The organism is Spiroplasma attinicola (assembly GCF_023509825.1).
GTDB lineage: Bacteria > Bacillota_I > Bacilli_A > Mycoplasmatales > VBWQ01 > Spiroplasma_D > Spiroplasma_D attinicola.
Genome location: NZ_JAKQXY010000002.1, coordinates 52000 through 73299 on the forward strand (window position 1 = coordinate 52000; position 21300 = coordinate 73299).

General features: G+C 25.3%; 19 protein-coding genes. 4 read left to right on the forward strand and 15 right to left on the reverse strand.

All coding sequences use genetic code 4. The features are described from left to right. The first annotated feature begins 31 nt into the window (after positions 1-31). Genes mgtA through rnc form a run of 3 tightly spaced genes read left to right on the forward strand, consistent with a single transcriptional unit; the run spans position 32 to position 4538 of the window. Entirely contained in the window at positions 32-2722 is a 2691-nt protein-coding gene (gene mgtA, locus LT335_RS03310) for a magnesium-translocating P-type ATPase (protein ID WP_249728669.1), read from the forward strand. Positions 2723-2780: 58 nt separating this feature from the next. Next, a complete protein-coding gene (gene plsX, locus LT335_RS03315) occupies positions 2781-3806 on the forward strand; it encodes a phosphate acyltransferase PlsX (RefSeq protein WP_249728670.1) in 1026 nt (341 codons plus the stop codon). A 36-nt stretch (positions 3807-3842) separates the two neighbouring features. After that, positions 3843-4538, forward strand: a complete 696-nt coding sequence (rnc, locus tag LT335_RS03320) for a ribonuclease III (RefSeq protein ID WP_249728672.1) — start codon at positions 3843-3845, stop codon at positions 4536-4538. Positions 4539-4778: 240 nt separating this feature from the next. Here rnc and LT335_RS03325 read toward each other — a convergent pair whose 3' ends face one another. From LT335_RS03325 to LT335_RS03355, 8 genes are all read right to left on the reverse strand, one after another. Beyond that, the gene (locus LT335_RS03325) at positions 4779-6095 is read right to left on the reverse strand and encodes an Mbov_0401 family ICE element transposase-like protein (protein WP_249728673.1); all 1317 of its coding nucleotides are present in this window, start codon (positions 6093-6095) and stop codon (positions 4779-4781) included. 115 nt (positions 6096-6210) lie between these two features. Then, the gene (locus tag LT335_RS03330; RefSeq protein ID WP_249728675.1) at positions 6211-6468 is read right to left on the reverse strand and encodes a hypothetical protein; all 258 of its coding nucleotides are present in this window, start codon (positions 6466-6468) and stop codon (positions 6211-6213) included. 46 nt (positions 6469-6514) lie between these two features. Beyond that, positions 6515-6640 carry a hypothetical protein gene (locus LT335_RS04320; RefSeq protein ID WP_283778632.1) on the reverse strand — a complete coding sequence of 42 codons (126 nt, stop codon included), beginning with the start codon at positions 6638-6640 and terminating at the stop codon, positions 6515-6517. 1 nt (position 6641) lies between these two features. Continuing rightward, the gene (locus LT335_RS03335; RefSeq protein ID WP_249728676.1) at positions 6642-7079 is read right to left on the reverse strand and encodes a hypothetical protein; all 438 of its coding nucleotides are present in this window, start codon (positions 7077-7079) and stop codon (positions 6642-6644) included. A gap of 83 nt (positions 7080-7162) precedes the next feature. Beyond that, positions 7163-9226, reverse strand: a complete 2064-nt coding sequence (locus LT335_RS04605; RefSeq protein WP_249728678.1) for a VirD4-like conjugal transfer protein, CD1115 family — start codon at positions 9224-9226, stop codon at positions 7163-7165. A 155-nt stretch (positions 9227-9381) separates the two neighbouring features. Beyond that, positions 9382-10356 carry a coiled-coil domain-containing protein gene (locus LT335_RS03345; protein WP_249728679.1) on the reverse strand — a complete coding sequence of 325 codons (975 nt, stop codon included), beginning with the start codon at positions 10354-10356 and terminating at the stop codon, positions 9382-9384. 444 nt (positions 10357-10800) lie between these two features. After that, positions 10801-11325 (reverse strand): hypothetical protein, encoded by a 525-nt coding sequence (locus LT335_RS03350; protein WP_249728680.1) that lies wholly within the window; start codon positions 11323-11325, stop codon positions 10801-10803. 78 nt (positions 11326-11403) lie between these two features. Then, positions 11404-11970 carry a hypothetical protein gene (locus tag LT335_RS03355; RefSeq protein WP_249728682.1) on the reverse strand — a complete coding sequence of 189 codons (567 nt, stop codon included), beginning with the start codon at positions 11968-11970 and terminating at the stop codon, positions 11404-11406. A 191-nt stretch (positions 11971-12161) separates the two neighbouring features. Between LT335_RS03355 and LT335_RS04610 the strand changes: the two genes are divergently transcribed. Next, the gene (locus tag LT335_RS04610; RefSeq protein ID WP_249728683.1) at positions 12162-12725 is read left to right on the forward strand and encodes a sugar O-acetyltransferase; all 564 of its coding nucleotides are present in this window, start codon (positions 12162-12164) and stop codon (positions 12723-12725) included. Positions 12726-12898: 173 nt separating this feature from the next. On the opposite strand, the gene LT335_RS03365 is transcribed toward LT335_RS04610, so the two are convergent. From LT335_RS03365 to LT335_RS03395, 7 genes are all read right to left on the reverse strand, one after another. After that, on the reverse strand, positions 12899-13420 hold the full coding sequence (locus tag LT335_RS03365; RefSeq protein WP_249728685.1) for a hypothetical protein: 522 nt from the start codon (positions 13418-13420) through the stop codon (positions 12899-12901). Between the two features lie 348 nt (positions 13421-13768). Then, a complete protein-coding gene (locus LT335_RS04615; protein WP_249728686.1) occupies positions 13769-16456 on the reverse strand; it encodes an Mbov_0397 family ICE element conjugal transfer ATPase in 2688 nt (895 codons plus the stop codon). A 55-nt stretch (positions 16457-16511) separates the two neighbouring features. Next, positions 16512-16922: an SH3 domain-containing protein gene (locus LT335_RS03375; protein ID WP_249728687.1), complete on the reverse strand. Its 411-nt coding sequence runs from the start codon at positions 16920-16922 to the stop codon at positions 16512-16514. A 31-nt stretch (positions 16923-16953) separates the two neighbouring features. Then, positions 16954-17232, reverse strand: coding sequence for a hypothetical protein (locus LT335_RS03380; RefSeq protein WP_249728688.1), 279 nt, complete (start codon positions 17230-17232; stop codon positions 16954-16956). 57 nt (positions 17233-17289) lie between these two features. Continuing rightward, complete coding sequence (locus LT335_RS03385) at positions 17290-17460, reverse strand: hypothetical protein (RefSeq protein ID WP_249728689.1); 171 nt, start codon at positions 17458-17460, stop codon at positions 17290-17292. A gap of 65 nt (positions 17461-17525) precedes the next feature. Further along, the gene (locus LT335_RS03390; protein WP_249728690.1) at positions 17526-18080 is read right to left on the reverse strand and encodes a type II toxin-antitoxin system PemK/MazF family toxin; all 555 of its coding nucleotides are present in this window, start codon (positions 18078-18080) and stop codon (positions 17526-17528) included. 318 nt (positions 18081-18398) lie between these two features. Further along, a complete protein-coding gene (locus LT335_RS03395; RefSeq protein WP_249728691.1) occupies positions 18399-21290 on the reverse strand; it encodes an Mbov_0399 family ICE element protein in 2892 nt (963 codons plus the stop codon). Between the last annotated feature and the right edge of the window lie 10 nt (positions 21291-21300).

Genomic DNA, 21300 nt, shown 5'->3' on the forward strand with positions numbered 1-21300 from the left:
GGCTAACAAAATATAAGATTGAAGGTGAAACATGAAAAACAAAACAAAAAAGGTCGCTGTAAAAAATAATGTTTTTTTTAAAGAAGTTTCACAACTTTCAAAACAAGAAACAATTAAAAGATTAGATAGCAGTTTGCTTGGTTTAACTAAAGATCAAATTGAAGAAAAGCAAAAAGAATATGGTAAAAATGATTTTTCTCATAAGCATTTTGTTTGATATAAACAACTTTTTCGTAATTTGGTTAATCCATTTATTATTATTTTAACAATTATTGCGATTTATAATTTTATTAGTTATTTTGTCATTAATGATGACCCTAATGATCGTAGTGAATTATGAGGAGCAATTATTGTCCTTGTTATGGTTGTTTTGAGTGTTATAATTACTTTCTTTCAAGATTTTCGTAGCTATAAATCATCAGAAAAATTACGAGAAATGGTTGAAACAACTGCTAGTGTTTTTCGTTATAGTAGAAAGTTTCCTGACCGAAAAATTAATTTAGATGATTTAAATAGTGTTGCTCAAAATACGAAAGAAATTTTAATTGAAGAATTGGTTCCTGGTGATATTGTTTTTCTTTCATCTGGTGATATGGTTCCTGCTGATGTGCGATTATTAAAATCAATTGATTTATTTATTAATCAGGCTGCTTTAACTGGTGAAGCATTACCAGTTGAAAAACATGCAACTTATAATAATAAAAATAGTAAAAAAACTAGCAATATGTTAGAATTTGAAAATTTATGTTTTATGGGTACAAGTGTTGTTTCAGGTGGTGCAATTGCGATTGTCATTGCAACAGGAGCAAATAGTTATTTTGGAACAATTGCTAGTTCAATTACTGCTAAAAGACCAGAAACTAGTTTTAATAAAGGAATTAAAAAGGTTAGTTATCTTTTAGTGGCATTTATGCTAGCAATGATTACCTTAATTTTTGTTGTTAACTTTTTTACTAAACATGATTGATTATCAGCGTTATTGTTTTCAATTTCAGTGGCTGTTGGAATTACTCCTGAAATGTTACCTGTGATTGTTAGTGCTAATTTGGCTCGTGGTGCTTTGCGATTATCAAAGAAAAAAGTAATTGTTAAAAATTTGAGTAGTATTCAAAATTTTGGGGCAATGGATATTTTATGTACTGATAAAACTGGTACTTTAACCGAAGATAAAATTGAATTAGTAAGGTATTTAGACCCTGATGGTAAAAAATCTCATCGTGTTTTAGAACTAGCATTTTTAAATAGTAGTTTTCAAACTGGGTTAAAAAATAATATTGATAAAACAATTATTGAAAAAGCACAAAGCGGTAAAATTACTAAACAAGATTATCATAAAGTTGATGAAATTCCTTTTGATTTTGCCCGAAGAAGAATGTCAGTTGTTATTAGTAAGAATGATCAAGATGATATTTTAATTTGTAAAGGTGCTGTTGAAGAAATTTTAAAGATTTGTCATAGTGTTGAAATTGAAGATAAAGTTGTGCCATTAGATCAAGAAGTGAAAGCAAAAATTTTACAATTAAGTCAAGATTTAAATAGTCAAGGTTTACGAGTAATTGCTGTTGGATATCGTAATTTTAAAGCAGATAAGAAACAAGTTTATAAAATTAAAGATGAATCAAATTTAACTTTAATGGGCTATATTGGTTTTTTTGATGTTCCTAAAAAAAGTGCGATTACTGCAATTCAAGCATTAAAAACTCATGGTGTTGAGGTTAAAATTTTAACGGGTGATAATGAAATTGTTACAAGAGCAATTTGTAATAAAGTTGGATTAGATCCAAAAACTCCTTTACTAGGAACTGAAATTGATGCTATTAGTGATCAAGAATTAAGCATTCGAGCTGATGAAACAACAATTTTTGCAAAAATGAATCCATTACAAAAAGCACGAATTATTGATATTTTAAAATTAAAAAATCATACTGTTGGTTTTTTAGGTGATGGTATTAATGATGCTGTTGCTTTACATCATGCTGATGTTAGTATTTCTGTTAATAGTGCTTCTGATATTGCTAAAGAAGCTTCAGATATTATTCTTTTGGAAAAAGATTTAAATGTTTTAGAACAAGGTGTTACAGGTGGTCGAATTACTTTTGGTAATATTTTAAAATATATTAAAATTACTATTGCCTCAAATTTTGGTAATGTTCTAAGTATCTTAATAGCTGCTGCTTGATTACCATTTTTACCAATGTTAGCAATTCAAATCTTGTTACAAAACTTATTATATGACTTGTCACAATTGACAATTCCATGAGATGGTGTTGATCAAGAATTTATTGCCAAACCGCGGAAGTGAAATATTAAAAGTATTGTGCCATTTGCTTTGTGAAATGGGCCGTTAAGTTCAATTTTTGATATTGCGACTTTTGCTTTTTTAGGGTATGCTTTACATGCAATTCCTAATGATAATGCACCGTTATTTCAATCAGGCTGATTTGTTCTTGGAATTACAACTCAAACTTTAATTTTCCATTTACTAAGAACAGCAAAAGTACCATTCTTTAAAAGTAATGCTTCGTGACCTGTTTATGTGACAACAATTTTATTTACTGCAATTGGAATTGCCATTCCTTTTACAGTAATTGGCACAGCAGTAAATTTAGTGCCATTACCATGAATTTTCTTTGCTTATTTGGTTGGTATTGTTATTGCTTATTTTGGTCTGAGTCAATTATGAAAAATGTTATATATTAAAATTTTTAAAAGTTGAATTTAAAATTATGATTAATAGGTAGAACACGATATAATTTTTAATAGCAACAGTAGGAGGTATTATGAAAATTGCATTTGATGTTATGAGTGGTGATTTTGGCAGTAAAGAAGCAATTTTAGCTGCTTGCGAAATGGTAAAAGAATTTACTGATTTAAAAATCACTTTAGTTGGTAATGAAGTAGAAATTAAAAATCATTTGCAAGAAATTTTTAAAAACAAACCAAATAAAAACTTAGATATTCATCATGCTAATGAAATAGTACCAATGACTGCTGGACCATTTGAAGCATTAAGAATGCCAAATTCTTCAATGAGTCAATCTGTTCGTTTAGTTAAAGAAAAAAAAGTTGATGGTGTTCTTTCATCAGGTTCAACTGCTGCTTATTTGGGAGTTTGTCATTTATTATTAGGTGAAATTTCTGGGATTAAAAGACCTGCTTTTATGCCAATTATGCCAACATTAAAAGGGACAAAAGTATTAGTTTTAGATATTGGTGCTAATATTGAAAATACTGCTGATGAGTTAGTTACTTTTGCTTTAATGGCTAATATTTATAGTAAAGCAATTTTAAATATTGCTGAACCAAAAGTTGCTTTATTAAATATTGGACTTGAAGCAAATAAAGGTCCAAAGGTAACAAAAGAAACTTATGCAAAGTTAAGTGAATTAACTCTTAAAGATGGGAAATTACAACAATTGAATTTTTGTGGTAATATTGAACCCCGTGAAGTTTTAAATGGTGAAGTTGATATTGTTGTTTGTGATGGTTATTCTGGTAATGTTCTTTTAAAATCATTTGAAGGAATTACAACCTTAATTTTTACTTTATTAAAAAAAGCTTATAAAAAAAATCTTTGAACTAAATTATTAGGATTAATGTCAAAACCAGTTTTTAAAACAATTAAAACTACTTTTGATTATAAAAATACTGGTGGTGCCCAATTAATTGGGATCAATGGTATTTGTTTTAAGGCACATGGTTCAAGTGATGTTCAATCTTATTATAGTACTTTGAAATTATTGAGAACGGCAATTAAACAAGATGTGACTAATAAAATTAAAGATGAAGTTAAAAAAATCTTATAAATTTGCCTTTATAAGAATATTAAGGAATGATTGATAATGGAAAATGAAATTAATAATATTTTAAGAATGAGTTTAGCGACTAAAATTAAAACTAATGAAAATTATTTAGCAGCATTTACTCATAAATCTTATTCTAATGAAAAAAATTTATCTTATTCTTATGAACGATTAGAGTTTTTAGGTGATGCCCTTTTAAGTGCTCATATTTCAGAATTTATTTGAAGACAATTTCCTAATATGACTGAAGGAGAAATGACAAGTTTAAGAAGTAAAGCAGTTCGAGAAGAAACTTTAGCTGCTGCTAGTTTATCTTTAGGTTTAGAAAATTATCTTGTTTTAGGTCATGGTGAAGAAAGTACTGGAGGTAAACAACGAGTTAGTATTTTATCAGATGTTTTTGAGTCATTTCTAGCGGCTGTTTATTTAGATTTAGGTCATCAAGCAATTGATCGTCTTTTAAATTTAACTTTGTATGAATGAATTACTAATAATAATTTTGATCGGATGATTGATTATAAAACAAAATTACAAGAATACGTTCAAAATGAAAAGCGCAATCCAATTATTTATAAGCTAATTGAACAAAATAAGAAAAATAATAATCTGATTTTTATTATTGGTGCTTACTTAGATGAAATTTTACTAGGCAAAGGTCAAGGAACAACAAAAAAGAAAGCAGAACAAGAGGCCGCTAAGGCAGCGTTAGCAAAATTAGCACAAGTTAAAAAATAAAAAAAAGATGTTTTTAAAGCATCTTTTTAATTACGGTTGAATAATTTATTTTACGGACTAATATAATAACTAAGAACCAAAAGGTTTTTATTACTATCTTTTCAATTCTTTAATATTATAGCACTGATTTAAAAAAGAAAACAAGGTTTTTTTATTTATTTTTTTAAATAATTTCAGAAAAAAAATAATCTTAATTTAAGATAACAATAATTACTTTTGAATTAATTTTTAAAAATAATTTTAATAATAAATTATTTTATTTAGTGAGGAGTAATAATATTTTTTTTGATAAAGTTCCTTAGTTAATTTTTGTTTATTATGATTTTCATATTTTAAATAATTAATAATATCAATTTGATTAATATCAGCTGTTCGTAATAATAACATATTTTTAAAAGTTTGATAATTAAATGCTTTTGAACCATAACCTAGTAATCATTTAACAATATGAGAAACATCTCCTTCAGCACTAACGCCAATATTAAATTGTAATTTTTGATTAATAATTCCAATTGAATTATTTTTAAAATAACTAATTACTTTTTCTAGTTTTATTTGTTTTTCTTTACTTGTTAATTTAGGAGAGTTATTTTCTAAATAAGTAATTAATTCAGAATATAATCCAAGATTAAAAAGATTTTTGCTAATTTGATATTTTTCTAGATTTTTGTTATTTACTTCATTGGGAAATATTTTTTTTAATTGACGACAAGCATGAAATTTGTCAAGTAAGTAATAAGAGTTTGATCAATAATAACTTGCTTCTCTAATCCATGGTGCACCATCACCACCAATAATGATTTTACTAGTATCAACATTGGCATAAAAAATTTTAGCAATGCTTTTAAGATTGTTAATAAATTCCTTTGTATCAATTTTTTGAGTAATTGGAAATAGTTGTCAATATACTCGTTTATTAGCTAAAACTTTTCTTTTATTGGTGGAAGTGTCTTGATTATAACCAGTATGAAAGGTAATTAAGCGAATGCGATATTTATTAAGTTTATTATTATTTCTTAATTTAACATAAGTTTCATCCATATTGATGTATAAGCAATTAGGAATTAAAATCGGTTTTTGTTGTAAAGTAAGAATTTTTAACGATTGATATAAATCAAATGATTTAATAATATTACCAATTGTTGCTGTCGTAATATTTGCTTGTTCAATACTATCACAAATATCGCGTTGTCGTTTACCATGAGAAATTTGTTCGAGAATTTTAAATTTTAAATGATTAGTAACACGACTATATTTTTCAATTTCTAATTTTTTGTCTGTTAGACAAATATATTGATAACGAGATTGATGTCAATATTTATATATTCTTCTTTTATAAGTTATTGAACCAAAGATTGTTAGAATTGTTCGATTTTTGAATCCATCAGGAATATAATGATTTTCTTTTCGTCATTTTGAAAGAAAAATATCTTGATCGGTTTTTTCAAAATAATCTTGTAAATCTTTCTGAATTCTTGTTAAATTTGCTTTTTGATAATTTTCAAAAAATAAAAACTGATTACTAAATTCCTCTTGCTTTAATGCTTGCAAGTCCATCACGTTTCCCCCATAAAAGTCTAAAATTTCTTTTTGAAATTATAACTTTTATTTGGTTAATAATAAAGATGGGTTTAGGAATTTCTTATAATCAGTTTGATTTTTCTTTATTTTATTATCCTAATTCAATATTGCAAGCAGGATGAGTTGCTACTAAATTCTTGCAACTATTATTATGCGGATTACTATCTTTGTGATGAATATTTCAACTATAAGAGCTATTTTTTTGTTCTCCTTGATAGGCACCTTTATTTAGTGGTCCTTGGCAATGAAAACATGCTCGGAATTGTTCTTTTTTCGGATGTTCTGGATGATACTTTGTATTATTTCATGCACAATTTTTCTTACTTTTATGGTTAATACATGCTGCCATTTTAAAGTCCTCCCTTTTTAAAATCTTAATTAAAGTATAGCATTAATTATTTTTTCAGTTGTATGAAAAATTCTTTGCTATTGTTTGTTTTTTTTGAATATTCTGAATGATATTCAGTATTATTGCAAGCAGAGTCTTTTTGTTCTTGTTGATTATTAATACATGTTGGCATTTTAATCTAATTTTTGTAAACATCCTTGATAAAGAGTAAGTACCATGTTAGTGATGTCATTTTCTTGTTGATGAGATTCAATAACTTTTTTTATATTTGCAATAAGGTCTTTATTTTCTTTTGTTCGTTCTCCTTGATATATAGATTCCATTATTAGTAATAGTTTTTCATGTCGCATGATAATATCATTATTTTCGGTAACTTTTTCAGTTAATTCATTAATTTCTGCTGTAAGTCAACTTTTTGAGCGAAATTCTTCAATTCTTCGTTGTGGATCACTCATTTCTTTCTTTATTTTCTGAATATCATTAAGTATATCTCTTGCTGTTAGTCCTTCAGTTTCTTTTTTGTCATTATTATTCTTATCTGAATCATTAATTGTCACAAGTTTTATTGATTTTGTTTTTTTATTATTGTTGTTATTTGTTTTTGTTGGCATTTTAAAATCCTCCCTTTTTAAAGTCTTAATTAAAGTATAATACTATTTATTAATTTAGATGATTAAAAATTAATTTTAAGTATTTATTTTTTGTTCAATTTTTGTAACTCTGATTGATAAAATTTAATTTGATTTTTAATACTAGTAAGATAATTTTGATAATATTCTGTTTGATCATCATCATATTCAGTTAATTTTGCTTCTAAATCTAAAATAGCTTTTTCAATTGAAGACTTTGAATCTAATTTAACATCTTCATCTATTACTTTTTTACTTTTTGTTTTGACTTTTTTCGCTGTTGTACTAAGAATTTTTTCTAGAATTAATTTAATATCATAATAATAATCTTGGTTAAAGTTAATTAAAGTTAATTGTTGTTTAATTTCATTGTCTTTTGGTAAGTTTGGTTTCATTTGATGTCAAGGAATTAATTTTGTTTTAGCAGGATTTTCACGAGCATAAAAAATAATTGCTTGTTTAGGTGCTAATTTCATTAAATCACTAGCTAAAATTAAACGATGGCCAGTTAAGGTTTCGGATTGATTTTTGTCTTTATTTTTATTACCAGTTTTACCACTAGTTGAAATTTGTAAAACTGTTGTATCACCAATCATTTTGCTATAGCGTTCAGCAGTTTCTAAATCAATTGTTTGTAGGAAAATGTGTAAACTGCAATTAGTAAAAATCACATTAGCTTTTTCTTGGCCATATTTACTTGTTAATTGTTTTAAATCTTGCAAAATTAGTTGAAAGAAGATATTACGACTTCGTGCCACAGTAATAATAGCATCAAGATTGGCAACTGTTGGGACATTACCAAATTCATCACATAGGAAATAAACTGGTCGTGTTAGTTTATTATTTTCATTATTGTTTGCTTTACTTACTAAGAATTTATAAAGTTGACTAATTAATAAAGCGATAAAAACATAATAATTATGATTTTCATCGGGAACAATAATAAATAATGTTGTTGGTTTATTAATAAAGTCATCAAAGTTAAGGTCATTGTTGCAAGTTAAGTTACGAATGAAATCATTTTTAAAGATTGCTAAATAAGTAGACATTGTCATTAGAACACTGCTTAAAGTTTTCGATTCGCCATGTAAGACTTGACTAGCAGTAATTTTGGCAAGACTAGTGTCATCACGATTTTTTAATCAAGCAATCATTTCTTTTTGCATTGAAGTAATTACAGCAACTGATGCTAAGTTGAATTTTTTCAATGGTAATACTTGTGCTAAAGTTGTCATTTTATCATCATTAATTTTTTCAACAGCAATTTGAGCATCTTCTAACATTGCCATAATAATTGCTTCAGTAATTAAAGCACCACTATTAGTTCAAAATGGATCTTCTTGTTTTTTAGTAGTAAATAAAGTTTTTGTTAAATCTTGAATATCACTTTGAATTGCTACTTTTAGTTGTAGTTGTTCTTGTTTGTTATTAGATAATAGCATTGTTTTAAATTGTTGATAGATCATTGCCAAGGGATTTCAAGCAATACTAGCAGTAACATCTCGTAAATTAAGTGCTAAAACTTGATAACCTTGTGTTGTTAATAGTGTTTTTTGTTCTTGATATAATTCACCTTTAGGATCGGTAATAATCATACTAGGTTTATCAATACTTTTACTATTAATGTTAATTGTTGGTAAAACTAAATTTTGTGTTTTTCCACTACCTGTACCACCAATTACTAAACTGTGAGTATTACTTCTAATATTAAATGTTAATTGATGTTTATTTTGATTAGCATTGACTACGAAACCATGATATTGATGATTATCATTAGAACTAACTAAAGGATAATTTTTATTTAGTTCTTTTTCACTAGCTCATTGTGCTTGACCATAATCGTTGTTTTTACTTTTTTTGATTCCTGTTTTACCATCTTTTGGTTGAAAGATTTTAAAAATATAATATAGATAAGCTATGATACTTAACAATAATGATAATATTCATGGATATTGATTATTAATTGCTGTTTTTCAATAAATTACTAAATTAAATTTTGTATGATCTTTAATAATTGTAATTATCGCACCAAGAATTGTGATTAGAATTAAGAAAATAATTGGAATCATAATTAATCCGATTAGTACTAATTTAGTTTTTTGTTTTATTGTTTTTTCTTTTCGATTCATTTTTAATACCTCTTTTCTCTTATTTAAATCTTTTTTATAAACAAAATGAAAAACTCACTTTTACAAGTGAGTTTGTTGTCATGATTAATTTTTTGACCTGTGAGAAATAGTTTCAGGTTTTACTGGTTTTATAAATTAATTAAAACATTTTTAAATTATTCTCTTTCATAGTCTGATGATTTTTGATTTTGGAGTTGTGATTTGAATAATTCATTTTCAGATTTTAAGATTTTTTGATTATTTTGTAGAGCTAGAATTTTTAATTTTAAACTTTCAATTTCTGTTGTTTGATTTTTGATTTTGTTTTCTGCAATTTCGTTTTCTTGACGTAGTTTTTCGGTATTATTATTCTTTTTCTCAATTGCTTTTGTTAATTCTGCAAGTTTTTTTGATTTACTTTTATTTTTTTCTGCTAGATTTTTGATTGTTTGATTTTTTGTATTTTTTTCGATTATAAGTTCTTCGTTTTTTATTTTTAGATTTTGATTTTTATTTTCTAGATTTTTTTCTTTATTTTTTAAAATTTGATTTTCCTTTCTTAAATTTTCATTTTTTGTTTTTTTATTATTTACTTCCTTAGTTAAGTTTTCAAATTTATTTTTTGTCTTTAAATTTTCCTTTTTTTCTGTTTGTAGTTCTTTCTTTAGAGTTTTTATTGTTTCATTATTTGCTTTTTTGTTATTTCTTTTGTTTATTTTTTCTTGATTTATTGTATTAATTAAATTCTTTTTTTCATTTTCTAATTTTTTTATTGTTTTAGAAGGTTTTTCTAAATAAGTAAACTCTGAAAATTTATCTAGAAATTCTTTTTGTATTTCTAAAGGTACTGCAATTGCTTGTGTTCCATCAATTGTTTTTGTTCAATTTTCTATTAAATCTTTTGTTTTTAATTTTTCAATACCACTATTATAAAAGTAAGTAATTGTAGTATTAATTTTCATTATTATTGGTTTTTCTTTGATTTTTCTTTTAACTGTAGTTCCTGATCATATTGTTGATTCTTCTCCTAAATGATGAAGAAAAACTGTTGGTCTTCCTCCTTTATCTTTTTCTTCGCTTCTTAAAAGTTTATATATATGCATTTTTTTATATTCAATAGTTTGTGAACCTTGATTTTCTTTTTCATTCATAATTATTTACCTCTTTTCTTTAGATATATAATTAAAAATGACCCTTAAATTGATTGTTTTAATAAATTACCTTTGCTATAATTTATTTGTTCATTTAGTGGATAAGATGCTGTTACGAAGAGAGTATAGTATTCTTGAGATAATATCTTTTGTTCAAGGTGTATTAGTAACACGAATATTATTACCCTAAAAGATATGAATCTCACATAGCCATGATGTAAGTCTTATATTTTCAGTTAATACACAATGTTGAGAATATAATTGGTTTTTTATAGCCATTAATGTACATTGGTTATGGAATTGTCCGACATATGATGTGTATTATAAGCATATGTCACATATGTTAAATGCATATGTAGTTGCTGCTGGGGTGTGAAACCCTGGCTTATATTTATAATTATTTTGAGCCGTAAGGCTCTTTTTGTTTAGATAAAAATGTTATTCTTATTGATAATTTAATTCTTGATTTTTATTGTTAATTATTTTTATTTCATTTTTTAAAATATTTTTATCAAAATTTAATTCTTTTATTTTTTTATTTGCTAATTTTAACTTTTCTTTTAATTCATTATTTTTCTTTTTTTCTTGCTTGAGATTTTCTTTTAATGATTCAATATAAGAACTTCTTAATTGAGTAAATGAGATAATCTTATTAAGAACTTTTTCTTCTTGTTCAGTAGATAAACAATAAGGTTTGCCTGTTTCTTTATTTTTTCAATAATTTTTTAGATCTTTTGTTGAAACTAAATTAATATCATTTGCATAAAAATATGTTTTAATATTATTAATCTTAAGTGTTAATGGTTTTTCATTATTATATTTATCAATTTTAGTTGAACCAATTCAGATAAGTGATTCTTTTTTCCTATAGTTTAACAAAATTGCAGGCCGACCTAATTTATGATCTTTTTCGTTATCTCTATGTAAACTATAAATATATTTTTTTCTAAATATTAATTTTTTATCCATAAATTTATTCTCCTTACTATTAGAAGTTACAAAATAGTAAAAATGACCCATTCGGGTCATTCTTATTTGTTATTTAAATTATTCTTGCTCATATTCTAAAATTTCTTTAATTTTATTGTTATTTTTTAATAATTCCTTTTCATGGTTTAGTGTTTTATTTTCCAAGCTTAATTTTTCGTTTTCAGTTTTTAATATTTCGTTTTCTTGTAATAATTTATAATTGATATATTTTGCTTTGCTAAGTTTGATTTTTATTGCTTCATTTGATGTTTCTAATTGTTTAATTTTAAGAAAAGGATTTTTTAAATGACTCATGTCAATGATTTTTTTTAATACTGCTTCTTGTTGATCAGGCGATATAACATAAGGTTTTTTTGTTTTATTGTCAATTCATTCTGTTTTTAAATCTTTTGTTGCTACTGTTTCTATGGCGTTACCATAAAAATATACGGGAGTATCATTTATATCAAGTGTTAAAGGTACTTCTGTATTACGTTCATCAAATTTAGTTGTTCCTGCTCAAATAAGTGATTTTGTTATTCTGCCATTTAGTAAAAGTGCTGGACGACCTAATTCATGATCTTTTTCTTTATCACGATGTAAGCGATAAATATGTTTTCGTTTTACTCATAATTTTTCACCCATAAGTTTGCCTCCTTTCTTTAAAAATAAAAAAATAAGTCATTGTTTTAATGACTTATTTTTGTTAAAATTAAAATGTATTAAGGGGAGATACAATTCGTCTTACTTACATAGTAAGTGAAGATGGATAATAAAAATGACCGTTAAGGTCATTTTTATTTAATTATGTTATCTGATAATAATAAGGAGTAAAAATGAGTGATATTTTTGAAAGAGATAAAAATGGTCAAGTAATTTCTAATAGTGATCCAGATATTAAAAAAATCTTAAAGATAATTTTGAATACTCAAAAATTATTAAAAAAAATAAATTGTAAAAATTTGTCAGAAAAGAAAAAAAATCAACTTTTTACTAAAGTCATTGGTAAGAAAATTCCAGATAATTTTATGTTTCTAACACCAATTCATATTGACTTTGGTAGAAATATAATTATTGGAAGTAATGTTTTTATTAATTTTAATTGCTCATTTTTAGATCGAGGCACAATTACGATTGGTGATAATGTTTTAATTGGACCAAATTGTAATATTTTTACAACAAATCACCCAATTGAACCAAAAAATAGAAAATCAACGATATCAAAAGCAATTACTATTAAAAATGATGTTTGAATTGGAGGAAATGTGACAATTTTGCCTGGAATTACAATCAATGCTAATTCAATTGTTGGAGCAGGTAGTGTTGTAACAAAAGATGTTCCAGAAAATGTGATAGTTGCTGGAAATCCTGCGAAAATAATTAAAAATATTAAAATTTAGTTAATAGATAAAATAAATATTGTATAATTAATTTGTGAGTACAGTAGTTTATCTATTGTGCAAGGGAGTTCGCCTCTCATATACAAAATCGGTTTAGATTTGGTTGTATTAAGAGCTCATGGAGCTCTTTTATTTAAAATGTTATATAATCTAATCATTATTGATTAGGTTTTTTATTTTTCTAAGTCTAATTCTATAGAATAATTTTCAATTTTGTTTTTTACTTCTTGCTTTAATGATTCATTTTCTTGTTTTAGTTTTTCATTTTCTTGTTTTACTAATTTCAGTTCTGATTGTATTATTTCAAGATTATTTTCTTTATATAGATATTCGTTTAAAGAAATAGTAATTGCTGAAGCTTTGTATGGATTTTTTTCAATTGTTTTCATTATTTTTTTATCAGGATTTAGTTTTATAGTTTTATTATTATAATCTGTTCAGACACCTCTTATTTGAGCTAAGGTAATATTTTTTAAATATATTGATCTAACATATTGAGTTTTATTGTTAATAGAAAATGAAGCATAATCATAATCACTTTGTTGAGATGATAATAATTGAACAGTTATATATTTTGGATGAGATTTAATAACAATGCCAGGTCTTATATTTTGTTTGCCATAATGTTCGTCACCAGGTATTTTAGTTATAATTCCCATACCCTTTTTAAAATCTTTATAATTTCACTTTTTCATATTTTTCCCCAATCTATGAAAATTTAATAAAATTTATATTTTTAATTGACAAGAATAATGAATGTAATATAATTAATTTGTGAGTACAGTAGTTTATCTATTGTGCAAGGGATTATGGAGTCCCGTGTATAGCCTAATCAAATTTTGATTAGGTTCTATTTAAGAATCTATGCCACATATAGATTATTTTTTTATTTTTAATTGACAAGAATAATGAATGTAATATAATTAATTTGTGAGTACGGTAGTTCTACTATTGTGCAAGGGAGTTCGCCTCTCGTTTACGATCTAATCAAAATTTTGATTAGATTTTTATTAAGGATTTATATAAATCCTTTTTTATTTTGTTTAAAAGGCTTCTTGTTCTTTACTAGTAGCTTCAATATTGATACAATGTCGTTCATAACCTGAAACAACAAATAATGCTTGCCCTTTACCAGCTCGAGCAATATAGTCTTGTTCAGTTTCAGTTAAACCACCGTAACTACGATATAAAGCAGCAACGTCTTTTAAATCTTGGGGTGCTAAATTTAAAATTAAAGAATATTGTGTATTATTAATCATTGCTGTAGTTTTCTTTTTGATATCATCTGTACCCATAAAGTCATTTAAATTTTGGGTTGTAATAATAATTGCACCATGATATTTTCGAATTCTTTTAACCATTTGAAACATAAAATTTAAAGCAGCAGGGTTGTCTTTATCAATTGCTAAGTGTGCTTCATCAACAATAATGACAATTTCGTTTTTATTTTTGAAACGATTGTTTTTTACTTCTGCTTTAATTACAGCAAGAACCAAATGCAATTGAGCTGCTGTTACTTTACCTTCGTCTTGATCAAATAATGTTAAGACATCATAAACAACAAATGCTTTGTTAAAGTTTAGTGTTGTATGACCATTTCATAGTTTTTCATACTTACCATCATTGAGAAAGTCAGTACCAATAATGTCAATAAATTCTTGTAATAATGGGTGCGAATTACTTTCATTTTCTTGCACTAAAAGTTCATAAAAGTCAGACATTGTGGGAAATTCGCTTGCTTTTAAACTATTAATATCAACTTTGTTAGTAATATTTCATTTTTGATATAAACTTTTTAAATGCTTCAAAAAGATATTAAATTCGCGATCATTGAAATCAGGATATAAAGTTTTAAATCATTGTGTTAATAGTCGTAAATGATTTGAAATTGGTGCGGCATTTTCTTCGTCCATTGTTGCTTCAATCGCATCATTAATTTTTTCTTTATCGTCTGAAGACTCTTTAAAATTATTATCTAATACTTGTAATGGGTTAATTCTTCCTGCTGAAGCATCTCCTGTATCAATTCATTGTCCGTGATAATAATTACATAAATCTTTGTATTCTCGTTCTGGGTCAATAACAATAACAGTTCTTCCCATATTTAAGTGAAAGCTAATAATTTTTTTCGTTGTAAATGATTTACCGCTCCCACTTGTACCAATGATAATTTGATTATGATTTTTTCTTTTTTCATTTAATTTAAATTGATCAAATAAAATTGTATCGCCAATGTTACTATAACCTAAATACATGCCTTTATCATCGTTTAGACCACCAGTCATGAAAGGAAAAGCACCAGCAATCGTACTACAAGGCATTTCTCTACCAGTTTTTATCATTAATGGATCATAGTTTTTTGGCAAGAAAGCATTAAAAGCTTCTAATTGTCGATAAGATAAAGGATTAATTTTCATATCTAATTCTTGTAATGATTTTTTTAGTCGTTCTTGCGATTGCTTTAAAACTTTAACATTGGTACCATAATTTAAAAATAAAATGTTAACATTTTTAATTACTTCATTAGCACCATTAATATCTTCAATTAATTCTTGATAAGCATTAATTTCATAATTATTTTCACTACGATTAATGTGTGATTTAGTCATAAATTGTTTTGTATAAGCATTATTTAAAGCTTTATTTAAAGCAATTTTTGTTCGTTGAGCATCTAATGGATTAATATTTCAAATCATTGTTTGTTCATTGCAAGCTAAGGTTGCTCCTCATAAATCGCTAATTAATAATGGATATTCGTAAATTCCGTTAATTGAATAATGAATATTATTTGCAGTAAAGTAAGTTTTATGTAATTGAAATTTTTCAAATCTTAATAATTGATTAAGATTGTTTTTGTGAGTATTAAAATCTTGAATATTAATTTCTGAAGCATAAGGATTTCAAATTAAATGTAAAATATTAACAAGTTGATAATTATTTAATCGTTCACAAGTAAAATTGCAGTTATTTAATTTATTTTCTAACCCTTGCATTAATTCTTGTATTTCTGCTTCATTTTTACCGTAAACAAAAATATAAAATGCTTTTTTAGTTTTTGGACCATCATTTGTCATTATTAAATCTTGTTCTAAATTAGCAATTAATCCTTTAATTTGTTTTTTTCTGGCAATAAATTCATCTTGACTAATTGTTTTTTCTTGATATATTTTATTAAGTTTTTTTAATTGTTGTTTGTAGTAAGTAATATTGTTATTAAAATTTAATGGTTGTTCTAATTTTAAGAATGTTATTGCAAAATTATTAAATCTTAAAGCGTCTTGAAATTCTCTTAAGCGTAATTGTTGTTCTTCAGGGTTTAATAAACTAAGATCAAAACCTTTAACTGTTAGGCAACCAACTAAATTTTTCTTACCATTAATGCGGTGACTTTGAATAAAATAATCACCAACTGTTTTATCATAGGGTACTAGTAAGCTAGTATCATTACGAGTAGCTTTTTGATATTTTTTAACCATTGCAGCATGACGAAATAAGTAAATTAGAACATTTCATCCTTTAACACCAGGATGAATTGGCATAATTAATGGTACGGCAAAAATTGCCAGTAAAACGACACCAATAATTTTTTGTCAACTATTTAATGGTAAACCAAAAACAAACATACCAGTTAAAGAAACTCAGCCAAGAATAATTAAAATATCAACTAAACTCATACTTCTTCAGACAATCAGTTTGCTTTTATTAATTGATTTGGGAATTAAATTTTTCATATTTTATACCTCCATTTATTTAAAATAAAAAAAGAGTAGTGACAAACACTACTCTTTAATTAATATTATTTAATTTTAATGCTTCAGCTTTATCGTTTAAAGAATCATTTTCTTGTTCTAAATAAGTTATTTTATTTTGTAATCATTCATTTTCTTTCGCTAATCATTGCTTTTTTGCTTTTAGATACTTATTTTCTGCTTCTAAATAAGTTATTTTGTTTTGGAATCATTGAGCTTCTTGTTTCGATTCATTTGTTACTAAATAATGATTCTTTGCTTCTCTTCTGTCTTGTGCATATTCACTTTCTAAGCTATCATACTCTTTTTCAATTTTAGCAATTGTTTTTTTTAATTTTTGGTTTTTTTCTTTTAATAATTTTGCTTCTTGTTTTAAAGAAGTGTTTTCATTTCTTAGATTATTAATTTTTTGCCCTAATGTTTGATTTTCTGTTCTTAAATTTTCCATTTTAATTACCTCTTTTCATAGTTTTTTAAAATTAAAAAATAATTTTTAATTCATTTTGATATTCGGTTGCTAAATTTTGAGTTACTTTTTGACTTTTAGATCATTGTATATCTAAATTTTGAATTTCTTGTTTTGCTGTTTTAATTTCTGATTTTAAAAAATTATTGTCATCATTTAAATTAAGATTTTTTTGTTTTAATTCTTTAATTTTTTCTAATTGTTCGTTTTCTTCTCTAAGTGTAGTATTTTCATTTTTTACTTTATTAAATATTAGTTCTAATTTCTGAATTTCTTCTTTGCGATTTTCCATTTTAATCACCTTCTTTCATGAAAAAAATCAATAAAAAAACTGATTTAATAAATCAGTTTAGAAATTATTTAGTTTTTGTTTTAGTTCTTTATTTTCTGCTATTAAGATTTTTATTTTATTTTCTAGTTTTTCAATTAGTTTAAATGCTTTTCTTAAATCTTTTTCTGCAGCATATTTATCATTAACTAAGTTATCAATATGTTGTTTTAATTCTTCAGTTTCTACCATTTTAATCACCTCCTTAATAAAAAAACCTGACTTAAGCAAATCAGGTTGAAAGAATATTTAATTGATTATTCTAATTCAAAAACTTCTTCTTGTAATAGTAATTTGTTCTTAGTTAGTTTTAATTCAAGTTCTAATTCTTCAGTTTTAAATTCTAAATTAGTAATTTTTTGATCTTTTTGTTCGTTTTGTAATTCTAAGTCAATAATTTTTTGATTTTGTTGTTCAATTTTTTCAGCATAGTCTTCAATAATAAATTCTTGACTAATAGAATGGGTATTTTTCATAGATAGATATTGTCTTGTATTATTATTTATCTTTTGGTTAATATCTTTAACAATTTCTGAACTCACAGTACCTACTTTTCGAATAAAAAACTTTTCTTTAAGATTTGTTATTTGATATGGTTTAATAATTGATTGTGTTAAAGAATTATTTTTAATGATAGTATCACCTAAATTTGGTTTATAACGATTATTACGAAAAGATGTTAAAGGAATGCCATATACGATGTTATTGATAATATTAGTAATTATAAAAGGACGAAGTAATTTGTCTTTGTCTTTATAGGGAACAGAGTAATTAACAATTCAAATGTCATTAATTAGATATTCTTTTTTCATAATTATTTCCTTTCTAAATAAAAAAGAGATGGTATAAAAACCATCTCGGACAATCAACGTACATTAAGCAGTCACATAAATGTGAAAGATGTAGACCTTAAACTAATTATATAACTCCTTTTAAAATTTTCAAGATTTATAATAAAATTTAATATTTTTTTTAAAAAAGAGATGGTATAAAAACCATCTTGAGCAATTGATATAGAAAAAGGATATAGAAATTCATTTCTGTATCCTCAATACATCAAAGCTACATTTGAGCAGTCACATAACTGTGAAAGATGTAGATTTTAAATTAATTATATAACTTAAGTTTTTTTATTGTTTATTTTCTGGTTTAATTTCTTGTTTAGTTTTAGAATTTTTAAGTTTCTTGCCACCAATACCTTTTTTCAAACGATATTTAACGAAAATAATTGTTCCAAGACCTGCAACTCCTAATGTAACAATAACTGATAAGATAATTAAATTTGTTTTTTTAGCAATTCAACTATCTCTACCTGATTCATTTGGATTTGGTTCAGGATTTATTATTGGTGGAACATCTGGAGCTGTTGGTGCTTCAGGGTCATTAATTAAAATAAATTGTGTTCCATTAATTGCTTTTAAAGAACTATCTTGAGCATAGACAGTGAATTCTAAACTAGTTCGTTCATTACTTGTAATAAATTGTGCTAAAGTTTCATCATCAAATGGAGTTATGCCATAATCAATCTCATACTCTAAAGTAACTAAATAATTTTTATTACCTTTAAAAGTATTATCAATATAAATTAAAATTCATTGTTTTAATTGTTCAACAGTAAAATCATGAAATGAAAATGGTTGCATTGCTGGTGTAAATTCAATTTTTGACAAATCAACAACATTATTAGGATCATAATGAATATTGTTAATGATTTTGATGGTTTTGCTACCAATTGTTTTTGTTGAAGTTGCTAAAGCATTAATTGTTAAATTGATTGTTGCATTACCACTACTATCATAATCTAATAATTTATTAATACTTTCATCATCAAATGGGTAAAATTCATAATCTACTGTATAAATTAAATCAACGCTAGCTAATTGATTTCTAATTTGATTAATGATTTCTTGTTTAATTAATTCCACAGTTGTTAAATTGATTTTAATTGTATAAAGAGCAATTTTACTTAAATCAAGATAATTTACTGGATCTGGATTTGGGACAATTCTTTGAGCTATGATGTCGCTAGTATATTCTTTTCAATAACTAGCAACTTGTTCATAATTTAATTCAGATATTTCTTTCGAATCTAAAAGTTTTTCTCGTGCTAAATAGTTTTTTAAGTGTAGTCCATGAACAGTTGTTCAAAAATCAACGGCAATATTTGAATCATTTAAAATATCTAAAAATCGTGAATATTTTTCTTGATAGTTATCACCAATTAAAACATATTTTTCATATGCTAATTGATCTGTAGTTCGTGTAATGTAATGTCACATTCCTTCTCAACTTCAATATTTATTATCCGTATCAGGAATAATTGTTATTAGTTTTTCTTGATTATTTGGATTTGAATAATTGTTTAAAGATTTATCAACTCCTTCTCGTGCAACAGTTTTAACTTCACTAGGATTAAATAATTGTTGGACACCCATTCCAGCAACTGATCCTTCAGCAATGAAACCTAAATCATAGTCACCAGGATTTTCAGATGGATTAATTACTTCACCATTTTTATCTAATGGATCTAAAGGAAAGGGATATCCTGATTTTTTCTTGACTCAAATAATTTGAGTTTTAGTTCCCGTTTTTGGATTAACTTCTTTATCATATTTGGGATTGGCTTTGCCGTTTGGTAAAGTTTGGGTAATTAAGCTTTTTTGATTAGGATTTTTTTCGGGATTTCAACCATATCATTTTTCAGTTAAAGTTGGCACAAGGTTACTAATAGTATATTTGATTTCATATTTTTCTTCAGGAGTGTTACCTTCTTTACGATGAAGGACAATATCATAAATATTAGTTTTTTCAGTATTATCAGCACGATTATCAATCATATCATAAATAAATTTATTATTTAAAACTTCAACTGGTTCATCATTTATTGTCATTCATTCACTTGAATCCTCTGCTCCATCAAATTCAATGTGAGCAGTTGTATGATATTGTAAATTGCCACCATAAGTATCATTAACATTATTTGGTTCTAATTGAATTGCTTGATCGTCAATCATTCCTTTTGTTGAATCTAACGGATTAACAATTTTTCCTGGATTAATTCGTAATCGATCTTTTAAACTTTTGCCTCAATAATTAGCAGAAAGTTTAATATTAATTGGTGTTACAAATATTCATACTTGTTGTCTATTATTGATTGGATCAAAAAATTTGAAAACTATTGTTGCTTGACGAGTTTTGTCACTAAAAGTAAATGGTTGGATATATTGATATCAATAAATATAATCTTCACCTAAAGTTTTTTTAATAACATTATTAATTAAGACAGTTTCACTATTTCCTTTTCCAGTTGGATCAATAATGTTGTTTTTATCTTCTAGTGAACCTGAATAATCTGATGTTAAATTAATTTGATTTGATAAAGCAGTTGTTAAACTATTTTTTATATTATCAAGTTTTCATGATGAGCTAATTGTTCCACCATTAAAATCAACATGACTTTCTACCATTCTACTACCAAGACCATATTGATAACCATTTGTTCATAAATAAAATCGTAATTTGATTAAATCACCAGAATGAACAACATCATAATATACTCCTGCTTTTTCATAACTTCCATAATGAAAATTATGACTAGAATATATTAAATTGTATTTAATAGTATCTCTTAATGTTTTACTATCATGTCAATTATCTTGTTGATTAATATCAAAAGTTGAAATATTAACATTTGTAAAACTATTTTTAGGAGCAGTTTTACCTTTAGCATAACCGGTTGCATATAAAGTAATTGTTCTGTAATATTGTTGAAATTGTGATCAAGAGTTAGCATAGTTTGTTCAATTAATATCAATTTCTTCAGTATACATATCTTTATCTTTTTTTGCTAAATTACCTTTTTGATTATTTGTTAAAGTCCCACTATTAGAAAATGTAATATCTGGGTGAAATGGTGAATTTTGAACGGTAGTTTTAGATATGTTCTCAAAAAGTTTTGATTCACCAACGGTAAAACTAGTAACTAATATACTTGATAAGAATATTCTTCAAACTTTAATCATTTTTTACCTC